At 66.9% G+C, this 23,635-nt stretch carries 21 protein-coding genes; 4 read left to right on the forward strand and 17 right to left on the reverse strand.

Annotation, left to right across the window (positions count from 1 at the left end):
- Positions 1-74: 74 nt before the first annotated feature.
- The 6 genes from trkA to dusB form a co-directional block, all read right to left on the reverse strand.
- A complete protein-coding gene (gene trkA / locus ATO4_RS00485; protein ID WP_083589441.1) occupies positions 75-1,451 on the reverse strand; it encodes a Trk system potassium transporter TrkA in 1,377 nt (458 codons plus the stop codon).
- Between the two features lie 55 nt (positions 1,452-1,506).
- On the reverse strand, positions 1,507-2,871 hold the full coding sequence (locus tag ATO4_RS00490; protein ID WP_083589442.1) for a sigma-54 dependent transcriptional regulator: 1,365 nt from the start codon (positions 2,869-2,871) through the stop codon (positions 1,507-1,509).
- A gap of 26 nt (positions 2,872-2,897) precedes the next feature.
- On the reverse strand, positions 2,898-5,111 hold the full coding sequence (locus tag ATO4_RS00495; protein WP_083589443.1) for a PAS domain-containing sensor histidine kinase: 2,214 nt from the start codon (positions 5,109-5,111) through the stop codon (positions 2,898-2,900).
- 81 nt (positions 5,112-5,192) lie between these two features.
- A complete protein-coding gene (gene ntrC, locus ATO4_RS00500; protein WP_083589444.1) occupies positions 5,193-6,638 on the reverse strand; it encodes a nitrogen regulation protein NR(I) in 1,446 nt (481 codons plus the stop codon).
- An 8-nt stretch (positions 6,639-6,646) separates the two neighbouring features.
- Positions 6,647-7,798 carry a nitrogen regulation protein NR(II) gene (locus tag ATO4_RS00505; protein ID WP_176222813.1) on the reverse strand — a complete coding sequence of 384 codons (1,152 nt, stop codon included), beginning with the start codon at positions 7,796-7,798 and terminating at the stop codon, positions 6,647-6,649.
- Entirely contained in the window at positions 7,795-8,865 is a 1,071-nt protein-coding gene (gene dusB, locus ATO4_RS00510) for a tRNA dihydrouridine synthase DusB (protein ID WP_083589445.1), read from the reverse strand. Before dusB ends, ATO4_RS00505 begins: the two co-directional genes overlap by 4 nt.
- Positions 8,866-8,996: 131 nt before the next feature.
- Between dusB and ATO4_RS00515 the strand changes: the two genes are divergently transcribed.
- From ATO4_RS00515 to ATO4_RS00525, 3 genes are all read left to right on the forward strand, one after another.
- The gene (locus ATO4_RS00515; RefSeq protein WP_083589446.1) at positions 8,997-10,193 is read left to right on the forward strand and encodes a bifunctional 2-C-methyl-D-erythritol 4-phosphate cytidylyltransferase/2-C-methyl-D-erythritol 2,4-cyclodiphosphate synthase; all 1,197 of its coding nucleotides are present in this window, start codon (positions 8,997-8,999) and stop codon (positions 10,191-10,193) included.
- Entirely contained in the window at positions 10,190-10,780 is a 591-nt protein-coding gene (locus ATO4_RS00520; protein WP_083589447.1) for a CinA family protein, read from the forward strand. The genes ATO4_RS00515 and ATO4_RS00520 overlap by 4 nt, the downstream gene beginning before the upstream one ends.
- A gap of 138 nt (positions 10,781-10,918) precedes the next feature.
- On the forward strand, positions 10,919-11,743 hold the full coding sequence (locus tag ATO4_RS00525; protein ID WP_083589448.1) for an MBL fold metallo-hydrolase: 825 nt from the start codon (positions 10,919-10,921) through the stop codon (positions 11,741-11,743).
- A gap of 295 nt (positions 11,744-12,038) precedes the next feature.
- On the opposite strand, the gene ATO4_RS00530 is transcribed toward ATO4_RS00525, so the two are convergent.
- The 11 genes from ATO4_RS00530 to ATO4_RS00580 form a co-directional block, all read right to left on the reverse strand.
- On the reverse strand, positions 12,039-12,485 hold the full coding sequence (locus ATO4_RS00530) for a type II toxin-antitoxin system RatA family toxin (protein ID WP_083589449.1): 447 nt from the start codon (positions 12,483-12,485) through the stop codon (positions 12,039-12,041).
- 10 nt (positions 12,486-12,495) lie between these two features.
- Positions 12,496-13,470, reverse strand: coding sequence for a lipoyl synthase (lipA, locus tag ATO4_RS00535; RefSeq protein ID WP_083589450.1), 975 nt, complete (start codon positions 13,468-13,470; stop codon positions 12,496-12,498).
- 103 nt (positions 13,471-13,573) lie between these two features.
- On the reverse strand, positions 13,574-13,828 hold the full coding sequence (locus tag ATO4_RS00540; RefSeq protein ID WP_083589451.1) for a GlsB/YeaQ/YmgE family stress response membrane protein: 255 nt from the start codon (positions 13,826-13,828) through the stop codon (positions 13,574-13,576).
- 138 nt (positions 13,829-13,966) lie between these two features.
- Complete coding sequence (gene lpdA, locus ATO4_RS00545; protein ID WP_083589452.1) at positions 13,967-15,421, reverse strand: dihydrolipoyl dehydrogenase; 1,455 nt, start codon at positions 15,419-15,421, stop codon at positions 13,967-13,969.
- A gap of 73 nt (positions 15,422-15,494) precedes the next feature.
- Positions 15,495-16,133: an SGNH/GDSL hydrolase family protein gene (locus ATO4_RS00550; protein ID WP_083589453.1), complete on the reverse strand. Its 639-nt coding sequence runs from the start codon at positions 16,131-16,133 to the stop codon at positions 15,495-15,497.
- A 10-nt stretch (positions 16,134-16,143) separates the two neighbouring features.
- Entirely contained in the window at positions 16,144-17,589 is a 1,446-nt protein-coding gene (locus tag ATO4_RS00555) for a pyruvate dehydrogenase complex dihydrolipoamide acetyltransferase (protein WP_083589454.1), read from the reverse strand.
- A 21-nt stretch (positions 17,590-17,610) separates the two neighbouring features.
- On the reverse strand, positions 17,611-18,231 hold the full coding sequence (locus ATO4_RS00560; protein WP_083589455.1) for a Uma2 family endonuclease: 621 nt from the start codon (positions 18,229-18,231) through the stop codon (positions 17,611-17,613).
- Positions 18,232-18,243: 12 nt separating this feature from the next.
- A complete protein-coding gene (locus tag ATO4_RS00565) occupies positions 18,244-18,741 on the reverse strand; it encodes an SRPBCC domain-containing protein (protein ID WP_083589456.1) in 498 nt (165 codons plus the stop codon).
- 21 nt (positions 18,742-18,762) lie between these two features.
- Positions 18,763-20,235 carry a pyruvate dehydrogenase complex E1 component subunit beta gene (locus ATO4_RS00570; protein ID WP_083589457.1) on the reverse strand — a complete coding sequence of 491 codons (1,473 nt, stop codon included), beginning with the start codon at positions 20,233-20,235 and terminating at the stop codon, positions 18,763-18,765.
- 165 nt (positions 20,236-20,400) lie between these two features.
- Complete coding sequence (pdhA, locus tag ATO4_RS00575; RefSeq protein WP_245308520.1) at positions 20,401-21,345, reverse strand: pyruvate dehydrogenase (acetyl-transferring) E1 component subunit alpha; 945 nt, start codon at positions 21,343-21,345, stop codon at positions 20,401-20,403.
- A 744-nt stretch (positions 21,346-22,089) separates the two neighbouring features.
- Complete coding sequence (locus ATO4_RS00580; protein ID WP_083589458.1) at positions 22,090-22,398, reverse strand: septum formation initiator family protein; 309 nt, start codon at positions 22,396-22,398, stop codon at positions 22,090-22,092.
- 193 nt (positions 22,399-22,591) lie between these two features.
- On the opposite strand from ATO4_RS00580, the gene ATO4_RS00585 reads away from it, so the two are divergent.
- Complete coding sequence (locus tag ATO4_RS00585) at positions 22,592-23,560, forward strand: formate/nitrite transporter family protein (protein ID WP_083589459.1); 969 nt, start codon at positions 22,592-22,594, stop codon at positions 23,558-23,560.
- Positions 23,561-23,635 lie beyond the last annotated feature (75 nt).

A 23,635-nucleotide genomic window follows, 5' to 3' on the forward strand; every position in this document is an offset into this window, starting at 1 on the left:
CTTGCCTGACGAATCATGACACAAATTTCGCGCCTGCGAACAGCATGGGCACGCGGCGTGCGAAAGTCACGGGGTCAAAAGAATTCGAGCGAGACCCGGAACATCTGCTCGACCTGGCGGACGGCCGACGCGGCAGCGAAGATGACGACCCGGTCCTTGGCGCGGATCTTGGTCTGGCCGGTCGGCTTGACGTAGGCGCCGGCCCGGTAGATCGCCCCGATCCGCAGATTGTCCGGCAGGTCGAGGTCGCGCAGCGGCTCGCCGACCAGCGGCGAGGTTTCCAGCGCCTCGGCCTCGATCACTTCGGCGACGCCGTTCTGGATCGAATGCACCGCCCGGATCCGCCCGCGGCGGACATGCTGCAGCACCCGCGAGATCGTCACCGAGCGCGGATTGATGAAGGCGTCGATGCCCAGCGTCCGGGTGAAGCCCTGGTAGTCGGCATTGTTCAGCAGCGCGAGATTGCCCTTGCAGCCGAGGCGCTTGGCCATGACGCTCGACAGGACGTTGACCTTGTCGTCGTTGGTCAGCGCGACGACGAGGTCGCTGGAGCCGATGTCGGCTTCCTTCAGGATCGACTGGTCGAGGCCGCTGCCATTGAGGACGATGGTGCGCTTCAGCCCGTCGGCGATCGCGACGGCCCGGTCGTGGTTGTCCTCGATCACGCGGATCTTGGCGCCGAAGTTGCGCTTCTCGATCTGCTGGGCGACGAAATAGCCGATGTTGCCGCCGCCGATGATGACGATGCGGCTGGCCTCCGGCTCCTCGTGCCCGAACAGGCCGAGCGCCCGGCGCACATGCCCTTTCTCGGCCACCACATAGGCGACGTCGCCCGGCACCATGTGGTCGTTGGAGCCGGGAATGAACAGCCGGTCGCCGCGCCAGATGCCGACCACCGTGGCGTTGAGGTCGGGGAAGAGGTCGGTCAGCTGGTCGAGCGGCGTGTTGACGACCGGGCAATCCTCGCTGCACTCGATCGCCACCATCGCGATGTGATCGTCGGCAAAGCGCACGGCGTCCATCGCGCCCGGCAGTGCGATCCGCCGCAGCACCATCTCGCCGACCTCGACCTCGGGCGAGATGATGACGTCGATCGGCAGGTTGTCCGTCGAGAACAGGTCCTGCCAGTGCGGCCGCAGATAGCTCTGGGAGCGGATGCGGGCGATCTTGGTCGGCACGTTGAACAGCGAATGGGCGACCTGGCAGGCGACCATGTTGACCTCGTCGTGCAGGGTCACGGCGATGATCATGTCGGCCTGTTCGGCGCCCGCCTCCGCCAGGACGTCCGGCTGCGAGCCGTGGCCGACGAAGCCCCTGGCGTCGAGATTGTCGCGGATCGCCTGGACGAGCGTGCGCGAGGTGTCGATCACCGATACGTCGTTGCGCTCGGAGGCGAGCCGCTCGGCGATGCCGTAGCCCACCTGCCCTGCCCCGCAGATCACGACCTTCATTCACGCTGCTCCATTGCCGTCCGGCTTCCTGGCGCACCCATACCGGAAACCCGGATCAGATGCCGAGGGATTTCAGCTTGCGGTGCAGCGCCGACCGCTCCATCCCGACGAATTCCGCGGTACGCGAGATATTGCCGCCGAAGCGGTTGATCTGGGCGACCAGATATTCCTTCTCGAAAACCTCACGCGCATCGCGCAGCGGCAGCGCCAGGATCTGGCCATTGGCCTGGCTCGGCGTTCGGGGCAGCATGTCGCCGACCTCGTTGGGCAGCATGTCGGCGGTGATCGGGCTGTCGGCGTCGCCGTCCCGGCCGAGGATCATCAGGCGCTCGACGTTGTTGCGCAGCTGGCGGACATTGCCCGGCCAGTCGCTCGACTGCAGCACGGCCATCGCCTCGTCGCTGATCGGTTTGGGCTTGATGCCCGTCTGCTCGCTGATCTGGCCCATGAAGGCCTCGATCAGCAGCGGCACGTCCTGGCGCCGGTCGGCCAGCGGCGGCACCGCGATGGGGACGACGGCGAGGCGGTGGAACAGATCCTCGCGGAACAGTCCCTCGGCGATCAGGGAATCGAGGTTCTGCGAGGTGGAGGAGATGATCCGGACGTCGACCTTCACGCGCTTCGACCCGCCGACGCGCTCGAAGGTCTGCTCGGTCAGGACCCGCAGGATCTTGTTCTGCGTCTCGCGTGGCATGTCTGCCACCTCGTCGAGATAGAGGACGCCGCGATGGGCTTCCTCCAAAGCGCCGATCTTGCGCTCCGTGCCGGGGGGCGTCTCGTTGCCGAACAGCTCCAGCTCCATGCGGTCCGGGGTGATCGCCGCCGCGTTGAGAGCGATGAAGGGGCCCGAAGCACGCGGCGAGGCCGCATGGATCGCGCGGGCCACCATCTCCTTGCCCGAGCCGGAGGGCCCGAGGATCATCACCCGGCTGTTGGTCGGCGACACCCGCTCGATGACGGTGCGCAGATGGTTCATCGCCTGGGACTTGCCGATCAGCTCGGCGAAGTCCGACGAGCGGCGCTTCAGCTCGAGCACTTCGCGCTTCAGCTTCGAGGTCTCCAGCGCGCGCTCGGCGACGAGGATCAGCCGGTCGGCCTTGAAGGGCTTCTCGATGTAGTCGTAGGCGCCGCGACGGATCGCCGAGACGGCGGTCTCGATGTTGCCGTGGCCGGAGATCATCACCACCGGCACCTCCGGATGCTGCGCCTTGATCGCGTCCAGGAGATCCAGCCCGTCCAGCCGGCTGCCCTGCAGCCAGATGTCGAGGAACACCAGCCTCGGCACGCGATCGGTGATCGCCTGCAGGGCCGCGTCGGAATTGCCCGCGGTACGGGTCTCGTGGCCCTCGTCCTCAAGAATGCCCGCGACGAGTTCGCGAATGTCGGCTTCGTCATCGACGATCAGGATGTCCGATGCCATGGCTCACCACTCCTTGTTCTTCAATCTCAATGTCTTCGCGCGTCCGCGTCGCTCGGAGCGGAGCCTGCCGGCATCACGATACGCACCATCGCGCCCTGCGGCTGATCCGGCGCATCCTCGAGCGAGATCGTGCCGCCGTGGTCTTCGATGATCTTGCGGACGATCGCCAGGCCGAGCCCGGTACCCTTCTCGCGGGTCGTCATGTAGGGCTCGAGCAGCCGATCGCGATTGTCCTTCGGAAAACCGCGGCCGTTGTCCATGATGTCGATGCGATGGACGTCGCCGTCGGCTCTCGCCCGGATGACGATGCGGCCCTCGACGCCTTCCGTGGCCTCGAGCGATTCCACCGCGTTCTTGACGAGATTGCCGAAGGCCTGTGACAGGAGCCGGACGTCGTAGGAACCGAGCATCGGCTTGTCGGGGATCTCGGCGTGGAAGGCGATGCCGTGGTCGCCCATCTCGCGCATGAACACCGCCTCGCGCAAAGCGTCGCGCAGGTCGATGCGCTCCATCGTCGGCTTCGGCATGCGGGCGAAGGTGGAGAACTCGTCGACCATCCGGCCGATGTCGGAGACCTGGCGGATGATCGTCTCGATGCAGCGGTCGAAGACCTCGCGGTCGTCCTCGATGCGCTTGCCGTAACGCCGGCGGATCCGCTCGGCGGACAGCTGGATGGGAGTGAGCGGGTTCTTGATCTCGTGGGCGATGCGCCGGGCGACGTCGGCCCAGGCCGAGGTCCGCTGGGCGTCGACGAGGTCGGTGATGTCGTCGATGGTCACCACCAGCGACTGGTCGCCCTCGCTCTCCTCCGAGGAGGTGATGCGGACGGCGAGCGTCCGCTCGCGCTCGCGGATCTTGACCTTGGCCTCTTCCTGGTGCTCGGGACGCCTCGAGGCCGCCGCCGCCTGGCGGATGCGGCCGATCTCCGGAAACACGCCCTCGAGCTTCTTGCCGGTCACCGCCTCGGCGTCGACGTCGAGGATCCGTTCGGCGGATGGGTTGACCATGGAGATCGTCCCGTCGCGCTCGATGCCGATGACGCCGACCGTCACCCCCGACAGGACCGCCTCGATGAAACGGCGGCGTTCGTCGATGACGTCCTTGGCGTTGACGAGTTCGGAGCGCTGGCTCCGCAGCTGCAGGATCATGTTGTTGAAGGTGTTGGAGAGCGATCCGACGTCGCCGTCCGACACCTTGACCGGCACCGAGACCGAGAGATTGCCCTCCGACACCTCGTCGGCCGCGCCGATCAAGAGGCGGATCGGCCGAACCAGCCGGTCGGCGACGCCGATGCCGGTCCAGATCGCCGAGAGGAGCACGATCAGGGTGATGCCGAGATAGAGCAGCCCGAAGGCCAGCTGCAGCCCGAAGCGGTTGTCCGAGAGGCTCGAATATTCCGCCGACCGCTCCTCCATCTCGCGCAGTGCCGTGATCACCTCGGGATCGACGGCGCGCACGGTGTAGAGATAGGCGTCGGAGATCTGCCGGAGCCGGATGATCGAGCCGACGAGATTGGTGATCCCGGGCGGGATGAAGACGAGATTGCCCGCCGCCGCCTGCTGCAGCGCATCCGCCGGCGGCACCGGAAGCGGCTTGGTGTCGTCGACGTCGGCCTTCAGCACCGGCTGGCCGTCGAGCCGCAGGATCTGGGCGCCGAGCAGCGAGCGGCCCCGCGCCTGTTCGGTCATCAGGTCCTGGAAGCCCCCCCGGTCGAGATTGAACAGCTGGCGCTGCTGGTCGAGATCGTAGGCCATGGACAGCGTCGTGCCCTGCAGGTTGCGGGCGTTCTCGTTCACATAGGCCCGCGCCACGCTGATCGAGGATTCGACGATGGCCCGGGTGCGCATGCCGAACCAGCGGTCGAGGCCGAGATCGAGGGTGACGCTGGCGACGATGGCCACGAGCAGCGCCGGCAGCGCCGCGACGATCGAGAACAGGACGACGATCCGCACATGCAGCCGGGAAGCGGCCCTGCCCTGGCGCCGGGCGCGGATCATCCGCAGCACCTCGCGGCCGATCAGGACACAGAGCAGCGCCACGAAGCCGCCATTGACGACGGTCGCGATGGTGACGATCGTGTCGGTCGGTTCGACCGGCGTCAGGCCCATCAGGACGACGAAGGAGATCGCGCCCGTGATCAGTGCCCCGGCGACCGCGAAGAGGCCGGGAAACAGCAGGAACCTGCGCCGTTCCATCAGGAACGGCACGTCGCTTTCGGTATGGATCGGATGCGTCGTCATGCGGCGTTTACAGTTTCGAATCCCGTGGCCACAGAGCAACGGAATGTGTCCAAACTGCAACGAAACGCCGAAAAAAGCCAGTCAGCGGATCGACCGGACGACGGATATATCGAGATCGCGGATCTTCTTGCGAAGCGTGTTGCGGTTCACGCCGAGGAGATCGGCGGCCTTGACCTGATTGCCCCTGGTCGCCGCCAGGGCCGCGGCGATCAGCGGATACTCGACCTCGCGCAGGATCCGCCCGTGCAGGCCCGGCGGCGGCAGGTCGTCGCCGAAGGAAGAGAAGTACTCGGCGAGATAGCGCTCGACGGAGGCACTGAGATCAATGGGCTTGTTGCCGTCGACCTCGCTTCCCGGACCCTTGATCGGCTCGTTGGTCAGCTCGTGCTCGACGATCTCCCCGGAGATCTCGTCCTGCGGATAGAGCGCCGCGAGGCGGCGGATGAGGTTCTCGAGCTCCCGCACGTTGCCCGGCCAGGCATAGCGGCGCATGACGTCGAGGGCGCCCTGGCTCAGCGACTTGCGCGGCAGTCCCTCCTTCTCGGACACTGCGAAGAAATGCCGCGCGAGATCCGGCAGGTCCTCGATGCGCTCGCGAAGGGGCGGCAGACGGAGCGGTACGACGTTGAGGCGGTAGAACAGGTCTTCGCGGAACAGCCCCCGGGCGATCAGCTGGCGCAGGTCCTTGTTGGTGGCGGCGACGATGCGGACGTCGGTGGCGATCGGCGTGCGCCCGCCGACGATGGTGTACTCGCCCTGCTGGAGGACGCGCAGGAGCCGCGTCTGCGCCTCCATCGGCATGTCGCCGATCTCGTCGAGGAACAACGTGCCGCCCTCGGCCTGTTCGAAACGGCCGCTGGTGCGCGCCTGGGCGCCGGTGAAGGCGCCCTTCTCGTGGCCGAAGAGCTCCGACTCGATCAGGTCCCTCGGGATCGCCGCCATGTTGATGGCGACGAACGGGCCCTTCCGCCGACGGCCGTAATCGTGCAGCGCGCGCGCGACCAGCTCCTTGCCCGTGCCGGATTCGCCGGAGATGGTCACCGTCAGGTCGGTCTGCATCATCCGGGCGAGCGCCCGGTAGATGTCCTGCATGGCCGGGGAGCGCCCGACCAGCGGCATCGAATCCTGCATGTCGTCCGGCGCGGCGGCCCGGTTGCCGGGCTTGGGCTCCGACAGCGCCCGCCGCACGATCGAGACCAGTTCGGTCAGGTCGAAGGGCTTCGGGATGTAGTCGTAGGCGCCGCGCTCGGACGCCTTGATCGCCGTCATGAAGGTGTTCTGGGCGCTCATCACGATCACCGGCAGTTCGGGCCGGGAGTTCTTGATCTTCGGCAGCGTGTCGAAGGCGTTGCCGTCGGGCATCAGGACGTCGGTGATGACCAGATCGCCCTCGCCGGCCGAGACCCAGCGCCACAGGGTCGCGATGTTGGAGGTGACGCGCACTTCGAAGCCGGCGCGCATCAGCGCCTGGGAGACGACCGTGCGGATCGCGGCATCGTCGTCGGCTACGATGATCTGCATTGCCATGTGGAAAATCAGCCCTGTTCGTCGATGTCGGCGAGCGCCGCGCCCGGTTCGGAAAGCTCCCGCCATGCGGGCATGAGGATGCGGAAGACGGTGTGGCCCGGCTGCGACTCGCATTCGATGACGCCGCCATGGTCACCGACGATCTTGGCGACGAGCGCCAGGCCGAGGCCCGAGCCGCTGGGCTTGGTGGTGACGAAGGGATCGAAGATGTGCTCGCGGATGTCGTCCGGCACGCCCTCTCCATTGTCCTCGACGGCAAATTCCAGCGGCAGCGTCACCCGGTCCTTGGTGCCGGGGACGGACAGCCGCACGCCGGGCTTGTAGGCCGTGGTCAGGCGGATCTCGCCGTCCTCGCGGCCCTTCACCGCCTCGGCCGCGTTCTTCAGGAGATTGAGGAACACCTGGACCAGTTGGTCGCGATTGGCGAAGACCGGCGGCAGCGACGGATCGTAGAGCTCGATGATCCTGATGTCGCGGGCAAAGCCGTTGCGGCCGAGGGTCTTCACGTGCTCGAGCACGGAATGGATGTTGACCGCCGAGCGCTCGATCGGCCGCTGGTCGGAGAACACCTCCATCCGGTCGACGAGCTTGACGATCCGGTCGCTCTCCTCCTGGATCAGCCGCGTCAGCGTCCGGTCCTCGTCGCTGGCATTGGTGGCCAGAAGCTGCGCGGCACCCTTGATGCCGGAGAGGGGATTGCGGATCTCGTGGGCGAGCATCGCGGCGAGCCCCGTCACGGTGCGTGCGGCGGAGCGATGGGTGAGCTGGCGATCCATCTTCTCGGCGATGGTGCGCAGCTGGATCATCACCACGACGAGTTCCGGAGCCTCGGTCATCACCGAGACGTAGAGATCGACGAGCCGCTCGCCGCCGAGCCGCGGCGAGGAGATGTCGACCCGGTACTCGCTGATCCGGGCCTGCTGCTCGCGGGCCTGCTCGATCAGGAAGAACAGCGGACTGTCCCGGGGCACGAAATCCTGCAGCTTCTTGCGGGCGAGATAGGCCGAGCCGGCCGAGAAGAACTGCTCCGCGTCGGAATTGGCGAAGCGGAAACGCCCCGCCGCGTCGACGACGATGACGGGGTGCGGCAGCGCGTTGAGGATCTGGAAGGCCTCGCCCGACATCGGGATGCCGTCCTGGGATGAACCCGCCATGGTCATGCAGCCTCCAGCCTTGGCGCTGCGGCGGCGCGTTCGATGTCGGCCGCCGTCGTGCCGGCGAAGAGCTGCCGGAGACGCCGCTGGACGACGCGGTGATCGTTTGCGGTCATGATCGCCTTTCGCTCGGACAAAGGGACGGCTGCACCCGTCGCCGCGTGGCGGTCGAGATACCAGCCGAGATGCTTGCGGGCATGACGAATGCCCGTCGCCGGCCCGTAATGGGCGAGCATCGCGTCGTAATGCTCGCCGGCGAGATCGGCGAGATCGATCCGCGCCAGCCCGTCGATGGTGATCGCCCCCGCCATCAGCCCGGGGAGCCACGGCCGGCCATAGGCGCCGCGCCCCACCATCACGGCGTCGGCGCCGCTGAGGCCGAGCATCTCCGGCAGGAGCTCGATCGAGACGAGATCCCCGTTGGCGACCACCGGAATGGCGACCGCCGCCTTGACCGCGCGGATCGCCCGCCAGTCCGCGACACCGTCGTAGAAATCCATGCGGGTGCGGCCATGCACCGTCACCATCCGCACGCCCGCCGCCTCGGCGCGGCTGGCGAGCCAGGCCGCGTTCATCGAGGCCCGATCCCAGCCGAGCCGCATCTTGACGGTGACCGGCACCTCGCCGGCGCCCCCGACCACCGCCGCGACGATCGCCAGCGCCAGCTCCGGCTCGCGCATCAGCGCCGATCCGGACAGGCCGCCGACGACCTTCTTGGCCGGGCAGCCGAAATTGATGTCGATGATGTCGGCGCCACTGCCGGCCAGGCGCGCAGCCGCCTCGCCCATGACGTCGGGATCCCGGCCGGCGAGCTGCACTGCATGGGTGCCATTCCCGTCGCGCAGGGCGCGCAGGCTCGATTCGGGGACGCCCTTCAGATATTCACCGCTGGCGACCATTTCCGAGACCACCAGCCCCGCGCCGAAGCGCCGGGCGAGACGGCGGAACGGCACGTCGCTGACGCCCGACATGGGCGCGAGCAGGACGCGATTGGCAAGCCACCGTCCCCCGACCTCCAAGGGCCCGGAAACGTCCGCCTTCCTTCTCGATACGCCTAAACTCTGAGCGATCATGACAACTGTCGATTCTTGCGGCACCTGAGCTGTACTTAATCGGAGCATGCCCAAATGACAAGCAAGATGCTTGCCTTTGATGAGCGGATCGTGCTCCTCGACGCCGATCGGAAAAACGGGGACTGACGGGCATGACGGAAAGCGTCGCGGCGATCCTGGTGGCGGCGGGCCGCGGCGAGCGGGCCGGCCAGTCCGCCGAGGGACCGAAGCAGTATCGCAGGATCGGCGGGCGAGCCGTCCTTGCCCGTTCGCTGGCAGCCTTTCGCCGTCATCCGAGGATCGGCCCCGTCGTCATCGTCATCCACGCCGATGATCGGGCGCTGTGCGAGGCCGCTCTCGGCGACGATGCGGCAAGGGTGCATCTCGTGACCGGCGGGGCGGAGCGGCAGATCTCGGTCCGCTGCGGGCTGGAGTTCCTCGCCGGCCTTCCGGCAGCGCCGGACCTCGTGCTGATCCACGACGCCGTGCGGCCCTTCGTCGATGCCGCGACCATCGACCGGGTGATCGACGCGGCCATCGCGCATGGCGGCGCGATCCCCGCCTTGCCCGTGTCCGACACCCTCAAGCGGGCCGGGGAGGACGGGCGCATTGCCGAGACGGTCCCGCGCAAGGCCTTGTTCGGCGCGCAGACGCCCCAGGGGTTTCGGTTCGACGGGATCCGGCAGGCCCATGCGGCGGCCGCCCGCTCGGGCCGCTCGGACTTCACCGACGACGCCTCGATCGCCGAATGGGCCGAGATGGAGGTGCGGCTCGTTGCGGGCACCGCGGAGAACGTCAAGCTGACGACGCGCGAGGACATCGCCGCCGCCGACGACAGACTGAAGGAGAGGCTTCCCATGATCGACGTTCGCACCGGCAACGGCTACGATGTGCATCGTCTCGTCCCCGGCGACCACGTGACGCTCTGCGGCGTCCGGATCGCCCACGACCAGCGGCTCGACGGCCATTCCGACGCCGATGTCGGCCTCCACGCCCTCACCGACGCCCTGCTCGCCACCTGCGGCGCCGGCGACATCGGCGATCACTTCCCGCCGAGCGACCCGCAATGGAAGGGCGCGGCCTCGCACATCTTCGTCGAAAAGGCGGTGGAGATCGTCGCGGCCAAGGGTGGGCGGATCATGAATGCGGACATCTCGCTGATCTGCGAGGCCCCGAAGATCGCGCCGCACCGCGAGGCGATGCGCGAGGCCATCGCAAAGATGACCGGGCTGTCGCTCGACCGGGTGTCGGTGAAGGCGACGACCAACGAGACGATCGGCTTCGTCGGCCGCAGAGAGGGCATCGCGGCGATCGCCACGGCCTCGGTGGCCTATGGAGAGACGCAATGAGCGCCGACGCGCCTGATCCCGGCCCCGGCCTCGGCCTCGGCCCCGGTGAGCCAGCCCACGCCGGCCTCGGTGAGGATGGCAAGGCCGACATCGCCGCCCTCGCCCGGCTGGTCGTCGCCCGCTACACGCAAGCCGGCTGGACGCTCGCCACCGCCGAATCCTGCACCGGCGGGCTCGTCGCCGCAGCGATCACCGATATCGCCGGCTCCTCCGCCGTCCTCGACCGCGGCTTCGTCACCTATTCCAACCAGGCGAAGATCGACCTCGTCGGCGTCGATCCGGCGGCGCTCGACGCCCATGGCGCGGTTTCGGAGACGGTCGCCCGGCAGATGGCCGAGGGCGCGCGAAAGCAGGCAGGCGTCACCGTTGCCGTCTCGATCACCGGCATCGCCGGCCCCGGCGGCGGCTCGGCGGAAAAGCCGGTCGGGCTGGTGCATTTCGCCTGTGCGGGGCCGGGCGGGACCGTGCATCGCGAGGAGCGGTTCGGGGATCTCGGGCGGGCGGGCATCCGCACGGCCTCGGTGGTGGTGGCACTGGAGATGCTGGCCGGGGCGGTGGAGCCTCGTGAGGATGGATCCCCGGATTGAGCCCGGAAGGACGGATCGCGATCCGGCGCGAGCTGTCCGGTTCGTTAGATGCGCACGAAAACCGTCCAGGCTCCGAAGGAGCGATCGTGCGAGCCGTCCGTTGCGCTGATCCGAGGATCTCACGCGACAGGAAACGAGATGGCCGTCCAGCTCCCGCTCCCCGAAAGCGCCCGCGCTCCAGAGACGATCGATCCGGCGCATGTCCGCGAGGTGCTGCCGGATCTCGCCTATCTGCGGGCCGGGATCGTCAATGTCGCGTTCATCGGACCCGCTGATGCGCCGGATCGGGGATGGGTGCTGATCGACACCGGCGTCGCCGGCACAAAGCAGGAGATCGTCGCGGCCGTGACGTCGCGCTTCGCCTCGTCCCGTCCATCGGCCATCATCCAGACCCACGGCCATTTCGATCACATCGGCGCCCTCGAGGAGTTGAGCGAGGCATGGGACGTACCGATCTACGCGCACCCGCTCGAGCATCCCTTCCTCACCGGGGACCAGTCCTATCCGGCGCCGGACACCGCGGCGGAAGGCGGGATCATGCCCCGGCTCGCCCCCTTGTTTCCCCGCTCTCCGATCGACGTCTCGCCGCGTCTGCGCGTCCTGTCCGGCGACGGCAGCCTTCCCGACCTTGCCGGCTGGCGCTGGATCCACACGCCCGGCCACACGCCGGGTCATGTGTCGCTCTGGCGGGAGGCCGACAGGACGCTGGTGGCGGGCGATGCGATCATCACGACCGGCCAGGAATCGGCCTATGAGGTGGCCGTTCAGGAGCCGGAGATGCACGGACCGCCGCGATATTTCACGCCGGACTGGATAGCGGCGGCCGAATCCGTCCGGAAACTCGCGGCGCTGGAGCCGCGGCTGATCGTGACGGGTCATGGCCGGGCAATGGCCGGACCGGAAATGCTCTCGGCCCTGCATCGTCTGGCCGAGAATTTCGAGGCGATCGCGCTGCCCCGCTAGCGCATGATCCCGAAAAGTGGGAACCGGTTTTCGGAACAGATCATGCGGCAACAAGCGGATAGAGCGGCATGTGGGTCGAAGCTGATCTCATCGCGCTCAAGCCTCCCCTGCACCGTCCGACAGGTGGACCGCTATCGGCCTGCGATCCGCATCGCTCAGGGGTGTATGCCGGCAACTCGCCATGGACGGAGTTGTACCGCTACACCGACAGCTCTCCGCGAGTCTGGAAGCGCCGTCCGTCTGCGGTCGATTGGCATGAGGCGCGGATCGGCACGGGCCATCGCCGCGCGCATCCTCACCCATAGACCTTGTCGGCCCGCTCCTCGAACGCCACCGCGAACCGCCGGAAGGCGAAGTCGAACATCGTGCCCATCAGCATGCCGAGGGTGCGGCTCTTGAACTCGTATTCGATGTAGAACTTCACGTCGCAGCTGCCCTCGCCGGTCGGCACGAAGTCCCAGCGGTTGTCGAGGAACTTGAACGGCCCGTTGACGTAGGACACCTCGATGCGGCGATCCTCGGGCTTCAGCAACACCTGCGAGGTGAAGGTCTCGCGGATCATCTTGTAGGCCACGGTCATGTCGGCGACGAGCAGGCGCCTGCCTTCCTTCTCGCGCTCCGAGCGGATCGTCAGCGCCTGGCAGAGCGGCAGGAACTCGGGATATTTCTCCACATCCGCGACGAGGGCGAACATCTGGTCGGCGGTGTGGCGGACGGGGCGGGTCGTTTCGAACTTCGGCATGATGGAGCGCTTACGCGGCCGACTGGCGGGCGAGACGGGCGGCCTTCAGGCGCTCGAAATCCTCACCGGCATGGTGGGAGGAGCGCGTCAGCGGGCTCGCCGCGACGACCAGGAAGCCCTTGGTCAGCGCCACCTTCTCGAAGGAGCCGAACTCCTCCGGCGTCACGTAGCGGATCACCGCGTGGTGCTTCTTCGTCGGCTGGAGATACTGGCCGATGGTGAGGAAGTCGACGTCGGCGGTGCGAAGGTCGTCCATCAGCTGCAGCACCTCGTTCCTCTCCTCGCCGAGGCCGACCATGATGCCGGACTTGGTGAAGATCGTCGGGTCGAGTTCCTTCACCCGCTGCAGAAGCCGGATCGAATGGAAGTAGCGGGCGCCCGGGCGCACCGTCAGATATTTCGACGGGACGGTCTCGAGATTGTGGTTGAAGACATCGGGCTTCGCCTCGACGACGCGCTCCAGCGCGCCGGGCTTCCTGAGGAAATCCGGTGTCAGGATCTCGATCGTGGTGCCAGGCGCCGCCGCGCGGATGGCCCGGATGGTGCGGACGAAATGCTCCGCCCCGCCATCGGCGAGGTCGTCACGGTCGACCGAGGTGACGACGACGTGGTTCAGCCCCATCTTTGCGACGGCGCGGCCGACGCTTTCCGGCTCGCTCTGGTCCAGCGCATGGGGCATGCCGGTAGCGACGTTGCAGAAGGAACAGGCCCTCGTGCAGATGCCGCCCATGATCATGAAGGTCGCGTGCTTCTTTTCCCAGCAGCCGCCGATGTTCGGGCAGCCGGCCTCCTCGCAGACGGTGACGAGGCGGTTCTCGCGGGCGATCTCGCGGGTCTCGAAATAGCCCTTCGAGACCGGCGCCTTGACGCGGATCCAGTCCGGCTTCGGCGGGCTGGCGAGGGCGTCCGGACGGTGGGCCTTTTCCGGATGGCGGATCCGGGGCTTCTCGGCGTCTGACGATCGGGTGTCGAGGAGTGTGACCATGGGGCCTACTTAAGCCTCCGGTTTTGGCGATGCAATCGGCTTCGACACCCGCGAGGGCTCCTGCATGACGGGGTTGCCCGTCACGCAGGGATCCCGTGAACCCTCAGCGCCGGACGGCGCGGGCGATCAGGATCAGCAGGCAGGCGCCGACGAAGCCGGTGATGAGATAGGCAAAGGAGAAGGACGCCGAGGCGCCGCCGCCGATACCGGTGAGACGCAGGATGAAGCTGAGGATGATGGCGCCGACGATGCCGAGGATGATGTTCATCATCACGCCCATGTCGCTCTTCATCACCTTCTCGGCCAGCCAGCCGGCGATGCCGCCGACGATGATTGCTGCAAGAAAACTACCGATCATACGAACTGTCCTGGTTTTGTCTGGGTGGGTTGTGGCGTGATAGTTAGCGCCAGCAACCTTCCGGCAAGAGGCAGCGGACTCTTTTCTGCCCCCTGAAGCGGCAAATGCTGCCTCGTCTCTGCCAGACCCCACACCTCGTCACATGTGGATCACGCGCCCATACGCGTCGAGGACGCTTTCGTGCATCATTTCCGACAGGGTCGGATGCGGGAAGCAGGTGTGCATGAGCTCTTCCTCGGTGGTCTCGAGGCCCATGGCGATGACGAAGCCCTGGATCAGCTCGGTCACCTCAGCGCCCACCATGTGAGCGCCGAGGAGCTGGCCGGTCCTGGCGTCGAAGATCGTCTTCACCAGGCCCTCAGGCTCGCCGAGCGCGATGGCCTTGCCGTTGCCGTTGAAGGTGAAGCGCCCGACCTTGACCTCGTGGCCGGCCTCCTTGGCCTTCGCCTCCGTCAGGCCGACCGAGGCCACCTGCGGCTGGCAATAGGTGCAGCCGGGGATCTCGGTCTTCTTCATCGGATGGACGTCGAGGCCCTTGATCTTCTCGACGCAGATCGTGCCCTCGTGCTCGGCCTTGTGGGCGAGCATCGGCGGGCCGGCGACGTCGCCGATGGCATAGACGCCCTCGACATTGGTCTTGCCGTAGCCGTCGATCTTGACGATGCCGCGCTCGATCTCGACGCCGATCTCTTCCAGGCCGAGGCCCTCGGTGTTGCCCATGACGCCGACGGCGGAGATCAGCCGCTCGGCCTTCAGCGTCTGCGACGTCCCATCCTTGGTCTCGACGGTGACGGAAACCCCCCCGCCGCCCTTCTCGACCTTCGCCACCTTGGCGTCGGTGAGGATCTTCATCCCCTGCTTCTCGAACTGCTTGCGGGCGAGCTTGGCGATCTCGGCGTCCTCCACCGGCATGATCTGCGGCAGGAGCTCGACGACCGTCACCTCGGCGCCCATCGTCCGGTAGAAGGACGCGAACTCGATGCCGATGGCGCCGGAGCCCATGACGATCAGGCTCTTGGGCATCGCCTTCGGCTTCATCGCCTCGAAATAGGTCCAGATCCGGTCGCCGTCGGGCTCGATGCCCGGAAGCACCCGCGGCCGGGCGCCCGTCGCGACGATGACGTGCTTGGCCTTGTAGGTCCCCTCGCCCAGCGTTCCCTTCGGCACCGGGTTCTGCGGCTCGACGACGGGCTTCTTCATCTTGCCGACGGTGACCTCGACAGGACCACCCTTGCCGGCCTTGGTGATCTTCGCCTCGCCCCAGATGACGTCGATCTTGTTCTTCTTCATCAGATAGCCGACGCCGCCGGCGAGCTGCCCCGAAACCTGGCGCGAGCGCTTGACCACCGCCTCCATCTCGAAGCTCGGCTTCTCGATCGTCAGGCCGTAGTTCTTCGCGTTCTCCGCATAATGGAAGATTTCGGCCGAGCGCAGGAGCGCCTTGGTCGGGATGCAACCCCAGTTGAGGCAGATGCCGCCGAGATGCTCGCGCTCGACGACGGCGGTCTTGAAGCCCAGCTGCGCGGCGCGGATCGCGGCGACGTAGCCGCCCGGCCCGCCGCCGATGACCAGGATGTCGTAGGTGTCAGCCATGGGTCGTCTCTCCGCGGATCGTCTGTCTGGGCGCTCTCGGGGCGCCGCTCTTATCGGATTGGCGTCGCCCGGCTCAGCCGAGCAGCGCCTTGATCGGCTCGACCAGCGCCTCGCCGAGGGCGCGGCTGTGCTCCGCCGTCAGATGCACGCCGTCGAGGCACGAGGCCTCGCAGACCTCGGCGGCGTCGAACATCGCGCAGCCGTACTCCTCGGCGACCTTGGTCACCGCCGAGCGGAAATGCTGGGACTCCTCCACCGCGTGGCCGAACAGCAGCGAGAAGTCCGGCTCCATCGTCGAGGTGAAGTGCGGCGGCGCGACGAGCAGCAGCTTCGGCGCGTCGTAGCCGCGCTGATAGGGGAAGCACTGGACGATCTCGACCAGCCGCTCCAGCCCCTGCCGGCTCTCGAACACCCGGCCGCCGCCGGTGTGGCGCTTCAGGTCGTTGGTGCCGAGCATGATGACCACGAGATCGAGCGGCTGGTGGCTGTCGAGCAGCGTCGGCAGGGTCTTCACGCCGTTGCGCTCGGCCATCACCATGTGGTCGTCGAAGGCCGTGGTGCGGCCATTCAGCCCCTCGGATATCACCCGGACGCCGTGGCCGAGGGCTTTCGCGACGACGTTCGGCCAGCGGTCGAAGAACTCATGCCGCAGGCCGTTTTCGGGATTGTAGCCCCAGGTCAGCGAGTCGCCGAAGGCGAGGACGGTTTTCATGAGCCCGCCCTCAGACCAGCATCGACATCGGGTTTTCGATGAAGTTCTTGAAGGCGGCGATCAGCTCGGCGCCGAGGACGCCGTCCACCGCCCGGTGGTCGGTCGACAGCGTCACCGTCATCACCGTTGCGACGGTCACGGCGCCGCCCTTCACCACCGCGCGCTGGTCGCCCGAGCCGACGGCGAGGATCGTCGCATGGGGCGGGTTGATGACGGCGGAGAAGTCCTTGATGCCGAACATGCCGAGATTGGACACGGCGCTCGTGCCGCCCTGATACTCGTCGGGCTTCAGCTTGCGGGACCGGGCGCGCTTGGCGAGGTCCTTCATCTCGTTGGAGATGGTCGACAGGGTCTTTTCCTCGGCCCGGCGGATGATCGGCGTGATCAGCCCGCCCTCGATCGCGACCGCGACGCCGACGTCGGCATGCTTGTGGATCAGCATGCCGCCCTCGGTCCAGGAGGCGTTGGCCATCGGCACGGCCTTGAGCGCCAGCGCATGGGCCTTGATGATCATGTCGTTGACGGACAGCTTGTAGGCGGGACGGTCGCCGGCTTCGCCCTTCACCATGGGCGCCGCGTCGTTGAGCTGCTTTCTCAGCGCCAGCAGCGCGTCGATCTCGCAGTCGAGCGTCAGATAGAAATGCGGGACGGTCTGCTTGGCCTCGACGAGGCGCTTGGCGATAGTCTTGCGCATGCCGTCGTGGGGGATCTTTTCGTAGGAGCCCTCGGGGAAGAGCTTCAGGATGGACTCGTCGCTGGCGGCCTTGGCGATCGGCGCTGCGGCAGGCGCCGCCTCGGGCGCCTTCGGCTCGGCGGCCTTGCCCGGCGCAGCCTTTTCCGGTGCGGCCTTCGCGGCGCCGCCATCCTTCTTCGCCGCCTCGATATCCGCCTTCACGACACGGCCGTGCGGACCGCTACCTGAGACCGCGGCAAGGTCGACGCCGGCGTCCTTAGCCAGCCGGCGAGCGAGCGGCGAGGCGAAGACCCGGCCGCCCGTCTCGCCACTCGATGCCGAACCTTGCCTGGACGAGGCCGCGCCGTTTCCAGCTTCCTCGCCGGTCGCGCGGCTGTCGCCGCGCATCTCGGGCTGCTTCGCCGCCTCGGTCGAGCCGGTCGTCGCGGCATCGGCCTTCGGATCCGGCGCCATCGCGCCGCCCTTGTCGTCGCCGGCGGAGGCCTTGCCGCCACCTTCGGCCGCCTCGGAAACATCCTCGCCGTCGGCGGCGAGAATGGCGATCACCGCATTGACCTTGACGCCCTCGGTACCGGCGGGGACCACGATCTTCGCGACCTTGCCCTCGTCGACGGCTTCCACTTCCATGGTCGCCTTGTCGGTCTCGATCTCGGCGATGATGTCGCCGGCCGAGACCTGGTCGCCCTCCTTGACCAGCCATTTGGCGAGATTGCCCTCTTCCATCGTCGGAGACAGGGCGGGCATGGTGACGTTGATCGGCATGTGGGCGTCTCCGAAAGCGTCTTACTGCGCGTTTTGGGTGTCGTCTAGATTGGCGGAAGCCGCATCGAGCGGCCACAGGATGGTCAGCGGAAACGAGATCGCGTCGAAGGGTTCGGCGGATACTTCGGTCTCGTTGTCGAAGGTCGGGCCGACGAGCCAGCGGCCATCGGCGAGAATGAAGGTCTCGAGGAATTCGGCGCGGGGATCGAGGATCCACATGTGGCCGACGCCAGCCCTCGCATAGATGCGCCGCTTGATCCCGCGGTCGTAGCGCTCCGTGGATGGCGAGAGCACTTCACATATCCAGTCGGGCGCCGTGTCGAAGTAAGCAGTCGCGGGCAAGGACGGTAACCTCTCCCTGCGCCACCCGGCAATGTCCGGGACGACGACCTGCCGACCGAGGTGAATCTCAGGTTCGGCGACGATGATCCATCCGCCGGGTCCGGAGCGCCCCCGGCCGAAGGCGTCGAGGATCTCGCCGCCGAGATAGGAAGCCGCCGCCGCGTGCTTCGGAGCCGGGCGCGGGTGGGTCACCAGAGCGCCATCGATGAGTTCGGCGACCATATGGGGGTGCACGGCCTCGAGATCGGCATAGGTCGCCGGCGTCGGACCAGACTGGGCAAGCTGTTCAGCGGTGGTCATGCGCGCCTCTTCTCAATGCCTGACCCCGCCACCCGCGCTCGCTCCGTCATCGAGGTCGAGATCCTCGGCGAAGGCCGCGAGATTGCCCAGATGACGATCCCAGCCGGCCTGATGATCGAGGAGATAGGTTGCGCGGTCGGGTTCCGCCGCCTTTTCCCAGCCCTGATGTTCGATCGTCACCCGCGTGCCGGTGTCGATCGGCGTCAGCGTCACCGAGACGACGGTGTCGAACTCCCAGTCCTCGTCGGCCCAGACCATGACGAAGCCTTCCGGCGGATGAAACGCCGTCACCTCGGCGCGCGTCACACGCTCCCGGCCTGACGGGTCGATCCAGGGTTCGACGAAGCGGCCGCCGAGCTGTGCCTCGAATTCGAGGTTCTCCCGCCACCACAGCTTGAAACAGTCCGGCTGGGTCAGGCAGCGCCAGACATGCTCGCGCGGGCGGCGCACGTCCCTTGTCAGGACGAGCGTGCCTTCCGCGTTCAGATCTGGCGAGCCCTCGGGCGTCATCCTGGTGGCGTTCCTCTCCGGTCAGTTCCGATAGGTGACGGCCTTCACCGCGTCGATCACTTCCTTGACCGACGGCAGCGCCAGCTTCTCGAGATTCGCCGCATAGGGCATCGGCACGTCCTTGCCGGCGATCTTCAGGACGGGGGCGTCGAGATAGTCGAAGGCGTGGACCATGATCTCCGAGGCGATGTGGGCGCCGACGGAGCTCTGCGGATAGCCCTCCTCGACGGTGACGCAACGGTTGGTCTTCTTCACCGAGCGGATGACGGTGTCCATGTCCATCGGCCGGATGGTGCGAAGGTCGATCACCTCGGCCTCGATCCCTTCCTTGGCCAGTTCCTCGGCGGCCTTGACCGCATAGGTCATGCCGATGCCGAAGGAGACGATGGTGACGTCCGTGCCCTTGCGGTGGATGCGGGCCTTGCCGATCGGGACCGTCCAGTCGTCGAGCTCCGGGATCTCGAAGGAGTGGCCGTAGAGGATCTCGTTCTCGAGGAAGATCACCGGGTTCGGATCGCGGATCGCAGACTTGAGCAGGCCCTTGTAGTCGGCCGCCGTGTAGGGCTGGACCACCTTCAGGCCCGGCACGTGGCTGTACCAGGCGGCATAGTCCTGGCTGTGCTGGGCGGCGACGCGGGCAGCGGCGCCGTTCGGCCCGCGGAACACGATCGGGCAGCCCATCTGGCCGCCGGCCATGTAGAGCGTCTTGGCCGCCGAATTGATGATCTGGTCGATCGCCTGCATGGCGAAGTTGAAGGTCATGAACTCGACGATCGGCTTCAGGCCGCCGAAGGCCGCGCCGACGCCGAGGCCGGCAAAGCCGTGCTCGGTGATCGGCGTGTCGACGACGCGGCGTGCGCCGAACTCGTCGAGCAGCCCTTGCGTGATCTTGTAGGCGCCCTGGTACTCGGCGACCTCCTCGCCCATGACGAAGACCTTCTCGTCGCGGCGCATCTCCTCGGCCATGGCGTCGCGCAGCGCTTCGCGGACGGTGATCGAGACCATTTCGGTTCCCTCGGGGATCTCCTGGGCGAGATCGCCCTCGGGATCCTGCGGGTCGGGATGGGTCTTGCCCTCCGCCGGCACGCGGCGGGCCGCCATGTCCGCGACATCGTCGCCGCCCGAGGGTTCCGAGCCCCTCGACGACTGCTTCTCGTCGGTCTCGCGGGTCGCCGACGTGTCCTCGGCGGCCGAGGCCGGCGCACCGCGCGACTGCTTGTCGGCGCCGTTCTCCATCGCGCTCTCGTCCTCGCCCTCGGCGAGGAGGATGGCGATGGGGGTGTTGACCTTGACGCCCTCGGAGCCCTCCTCGACGAGGATCCTGCCGAGCGTGCCCTCGTCGACGGCCTCGACTTCCATCGTGGCCTTGTCGGTCTCGATCTCGGCGATGACGTCGCCCGGGGCGACGGCGTCGCCGACCTTCTTGACCCATTTGGCGAGCGTCCCCTCCTCCATGGTCGGGGACAGCGCCGGCATCAGGATTTCAGTCGGCATGAAGGTGTTTCCTCCTGATAAGCGGGTCTTTTGGGCGGATTGCCCCGGCATCGAAACGGCCGGACCGCCGGAATTGATGGACTGGGCGAACGGAACGGCGCGACCTGCGGCAGCGCCGCCGCCTCGGAACCTGCCGGCAGCCGCACCGCCGGCAATCGAGGCCGCCTACTCCGCCGCCTGCGGGATGACGTCGGCATAGACGTCGGTCCACAGCTCGGACGGATCGGGCTCGGGATCGTTCTGGGCGAAGTCGGCGGCATCGGCGACGATGTCGCGGACCTCCTTGTCGATCGCCTTCACGTCGTCCTCCGACATGCCGTGATCGCCGGTGAGGCGCTTCTTCACCTGCTCGATCGGATCGGATTCCGACCGCATCTTCTGCACTTCGTCGCGGGAGCGGTACTTTGCCGGGTCGGACATCGAGTGGCCGCGATAGCGATAGGTCATCATCTCGAGGATGATCGGACCCTCGCCGGAGCGGCAATGCTCGGCAGCGAGATCGCCCGCCGCCTTCACCGCCCGCACGTCCATGCCGTCGACCTGGAAGCCGGGGATCTTGAAGGACAGGCCGCGATGGGAGAAATCGGTCTCGGCCGAGGCGCGGTTGACCGAGGTGCCCATGGCGTAGCGGTTGTTCTCGACGACGTAGACCACCGGCAGCTTCCACAGCGAGGCCATGTTGAAGCTCTCGTAGACCTGGCCCTGGTTGGCCGCGCCGTCGCCGTAATAGGTGATCGCGATGGCATCGGTGCCATCGTATTTGTTGGAGAAGGCGAGACCGGTTCCGATCGGCACCTGGGCGCCGACGATGCCATGGCCGCCGAAGAACTTCTTCTCCTTGGAGAACATGTGCATCGAGCCGCCCTTGCCGCGCGAATAGCCCGAGCGGCGACCGGTCAGCTCGGCCATCACGCCGCGCGCTTCCATGCCGGTGGCCAGCATGTGGCCATGGTCACGGTAGCCGGTGACGACCTGGTCGCCCTCCTTCATCGCCATCTGCATGCCGACGACGACGGCCTCCTGGCCGATATAGAGGTGGCAGAAGCCGCCGATGAAGCCCATGCCGTAGAGCTGGCCAGCCTTCTCCTCGAAGCGGCGGATCAGCAGCATGTCGCGATAGGCGCGGATCTCGTCGTCCTTGCCGAACTTGGCCGGCGCCGGCGCGTCGAAATGCTCGAGGGTCCGGACGATTTCCTGGGCCGAATTGGCCGCGCCGGAACTCGCCGATTCCGACTTGCCACCCTTGTCGGCGGACGAATTGGAGGCAGACTTGCGCGACCTGGCGACCATGACGACTCCCTTGTCTTGACCCGTGGCTCTGGCGTTCCACGTCTCTTGTTAGAGGCTCAGTATATTGGAGCACCCCTACGCTTCAAGCCGATCGAGATGTTTTAACCGGATTCCGGTAAAACGATCGTCGTAAGCGCGAATTAACCGGAAGTCGGTTAATTCGAGTGTTTGCTTGCGCCTTCCATGGCGTCTGTCGCACCGCCGGTCTCGATCCCGATGCGGTCGACCGGCAGCCCCACCAAGATCGCGCGGCCTTTCTCGGGACAGGTCCCCGGCTACTGCAGCGCCTCGACACGACCCGCCCGCCCGCCGGGAGAGTCTGTCGCCGGTTCGCCGCCGGCTCGCGATGCACCCGGCCCCGGACGAGCCGCGCGCTTCCTGGAAATATCCCATCCTCACCGGCGCCGGCGTGGCCGACAGCGGGAGACGACAAACTCGCTGCCAGCCCGCAAACCAGGGGCGATGCACCGTCAGGCGCCGCTCCACGCCCGAATCCGCCGCGGCAAGGCTGCCGCCAGCGGCGATCCGCCATATGCAGCGGCAAGCCGGGACATGCAGGGGCAGTCAGCGAAGGATGACGATCTCGTCCTCGCGGGCGACATTGAGCGCCCGGCGGGCGTTTTCGTCGATCATGTCCTTCTCGAGGGTTCCGTCCTTCATCGCCCGGACGCGCCGCTCGATCGCCTCGCGCTGGGCGAGGAGTTCGGCATATTCCGCGTTGCGCTCCGCCAGCTGCCGGGCGAAGGCGACCTTCGCCTCGCTACCGTATTGGCCGGTCTTGGCGTGCAGCACGAAATAGGCGAGCACCGCCGACGTCATCGCCGGGACGATCAGCTTGCCGAGAAAGGATTTGCGCTTCTGGATCGTGTGCATGGCGGCCTCCGAAGCGAGATGATCGCACCCGCGTGGTTAAGGACGGGTGAACCCGCCTCGCCGGTCGCCCCGACAAAATGCAAGCCAGTGGGGATTGGACGTATTCTTTCAGCGCCTTGCCACCCTATCCTTCATTCGGAGCCGACGGTTGCTCCCCCGGGCCATTCCGGAACGTCAGGCGTGGAAGGCATCGATGGCGCGCGAGGCGAAAACCGATCGTGAAGATCTGACCGAAGACGAGGACAAGGAGCAGAAGTCCCGCAAGGACCCCGAGGAATCCCTCCACAATGCGCCTTCGGAAGGCTCCACCATCCGCGATTTCTTCTCCTTCGAGGAGATCTTCGCCCGCGTCCTCTCCGCCGCCGACCACGAGCTCGAAGCGTCGAACCGCTACCTCTTCTGGAGCGGCGTCGGCGCGGGCGGCGCCCTCGGGCTGACCTTCCTCGCCCGCGTCGTCTTTGCCGAATCGGCACAGGAAGCGACACCCGGCGTCGTCGGCAACCTTCTCTATCCGGTGGGGTTCCTGATCATCGTCCTCGGCCGCTACCAGCTGTTCACGGAAAACACCCTGACGCCGGTCGTCCTCGTCCTCACCAAGCTCGCCAGCGCCGCCAACCTGATGCGCCTCTGGCTCGTCGTGCTCATCGCTAACATGACCGGCGCCGTCGCGGTGGCAGCGCTGCTGGCCTATTTCGACGTCCTCAATCCGCCCCGCCTGGCAAAGGCCATCGAGATCGGGCGCCACGCCCATGAGGCGGGATGGTTCGACGTCTTCTCCAAAGCGATCATCGCAGGCTGGATCGTCGCCGCCATGGTCTGGCTCGTCCATGCCTGCAAGGACACCGTCTCACGCCTCCTCGTGGTCTGGATCCTGATGTATTTCGTCGGCGTCGGTGGATTTTACCACGTCATCACTTCGTCGGTGGAAGTGTTCTTCCTGGCCTTCCGCGAGAGCGACGTCGACCTCCTGCCGCTGCTGCCGGACTTCGTGCTGCCGGTCCTTCTCGGCAACACGATCGGCGGCGTCACCTTCGTCGCCGTCTTGAACTGGGCGCTGTTCGCCGAACACAAGGACTCACGGCTGTTCGAGCGCTACGGCGACAAGATGAACTGGCGCGAGTGGATGTTCGGCGTGCGCCGCACCGGCCGCGAGAACGCCTGAGGCGATGCCGGCCCCGGGGCGACATCTCCCGGGGCGGCTTCCGAAGAGCGAGGTCCGATCCGCAGCGTCCTTGCG

The sequence above is a fragment of the Aurantimonas sp. 22II-16-19i genome (genome assembly GCF_002088275.1).
Lineage (GTDB): Bacteria > Pseudomonadota > Alphaproteobacteria > Rhizobiales > Rhizobiaceae > Jiella.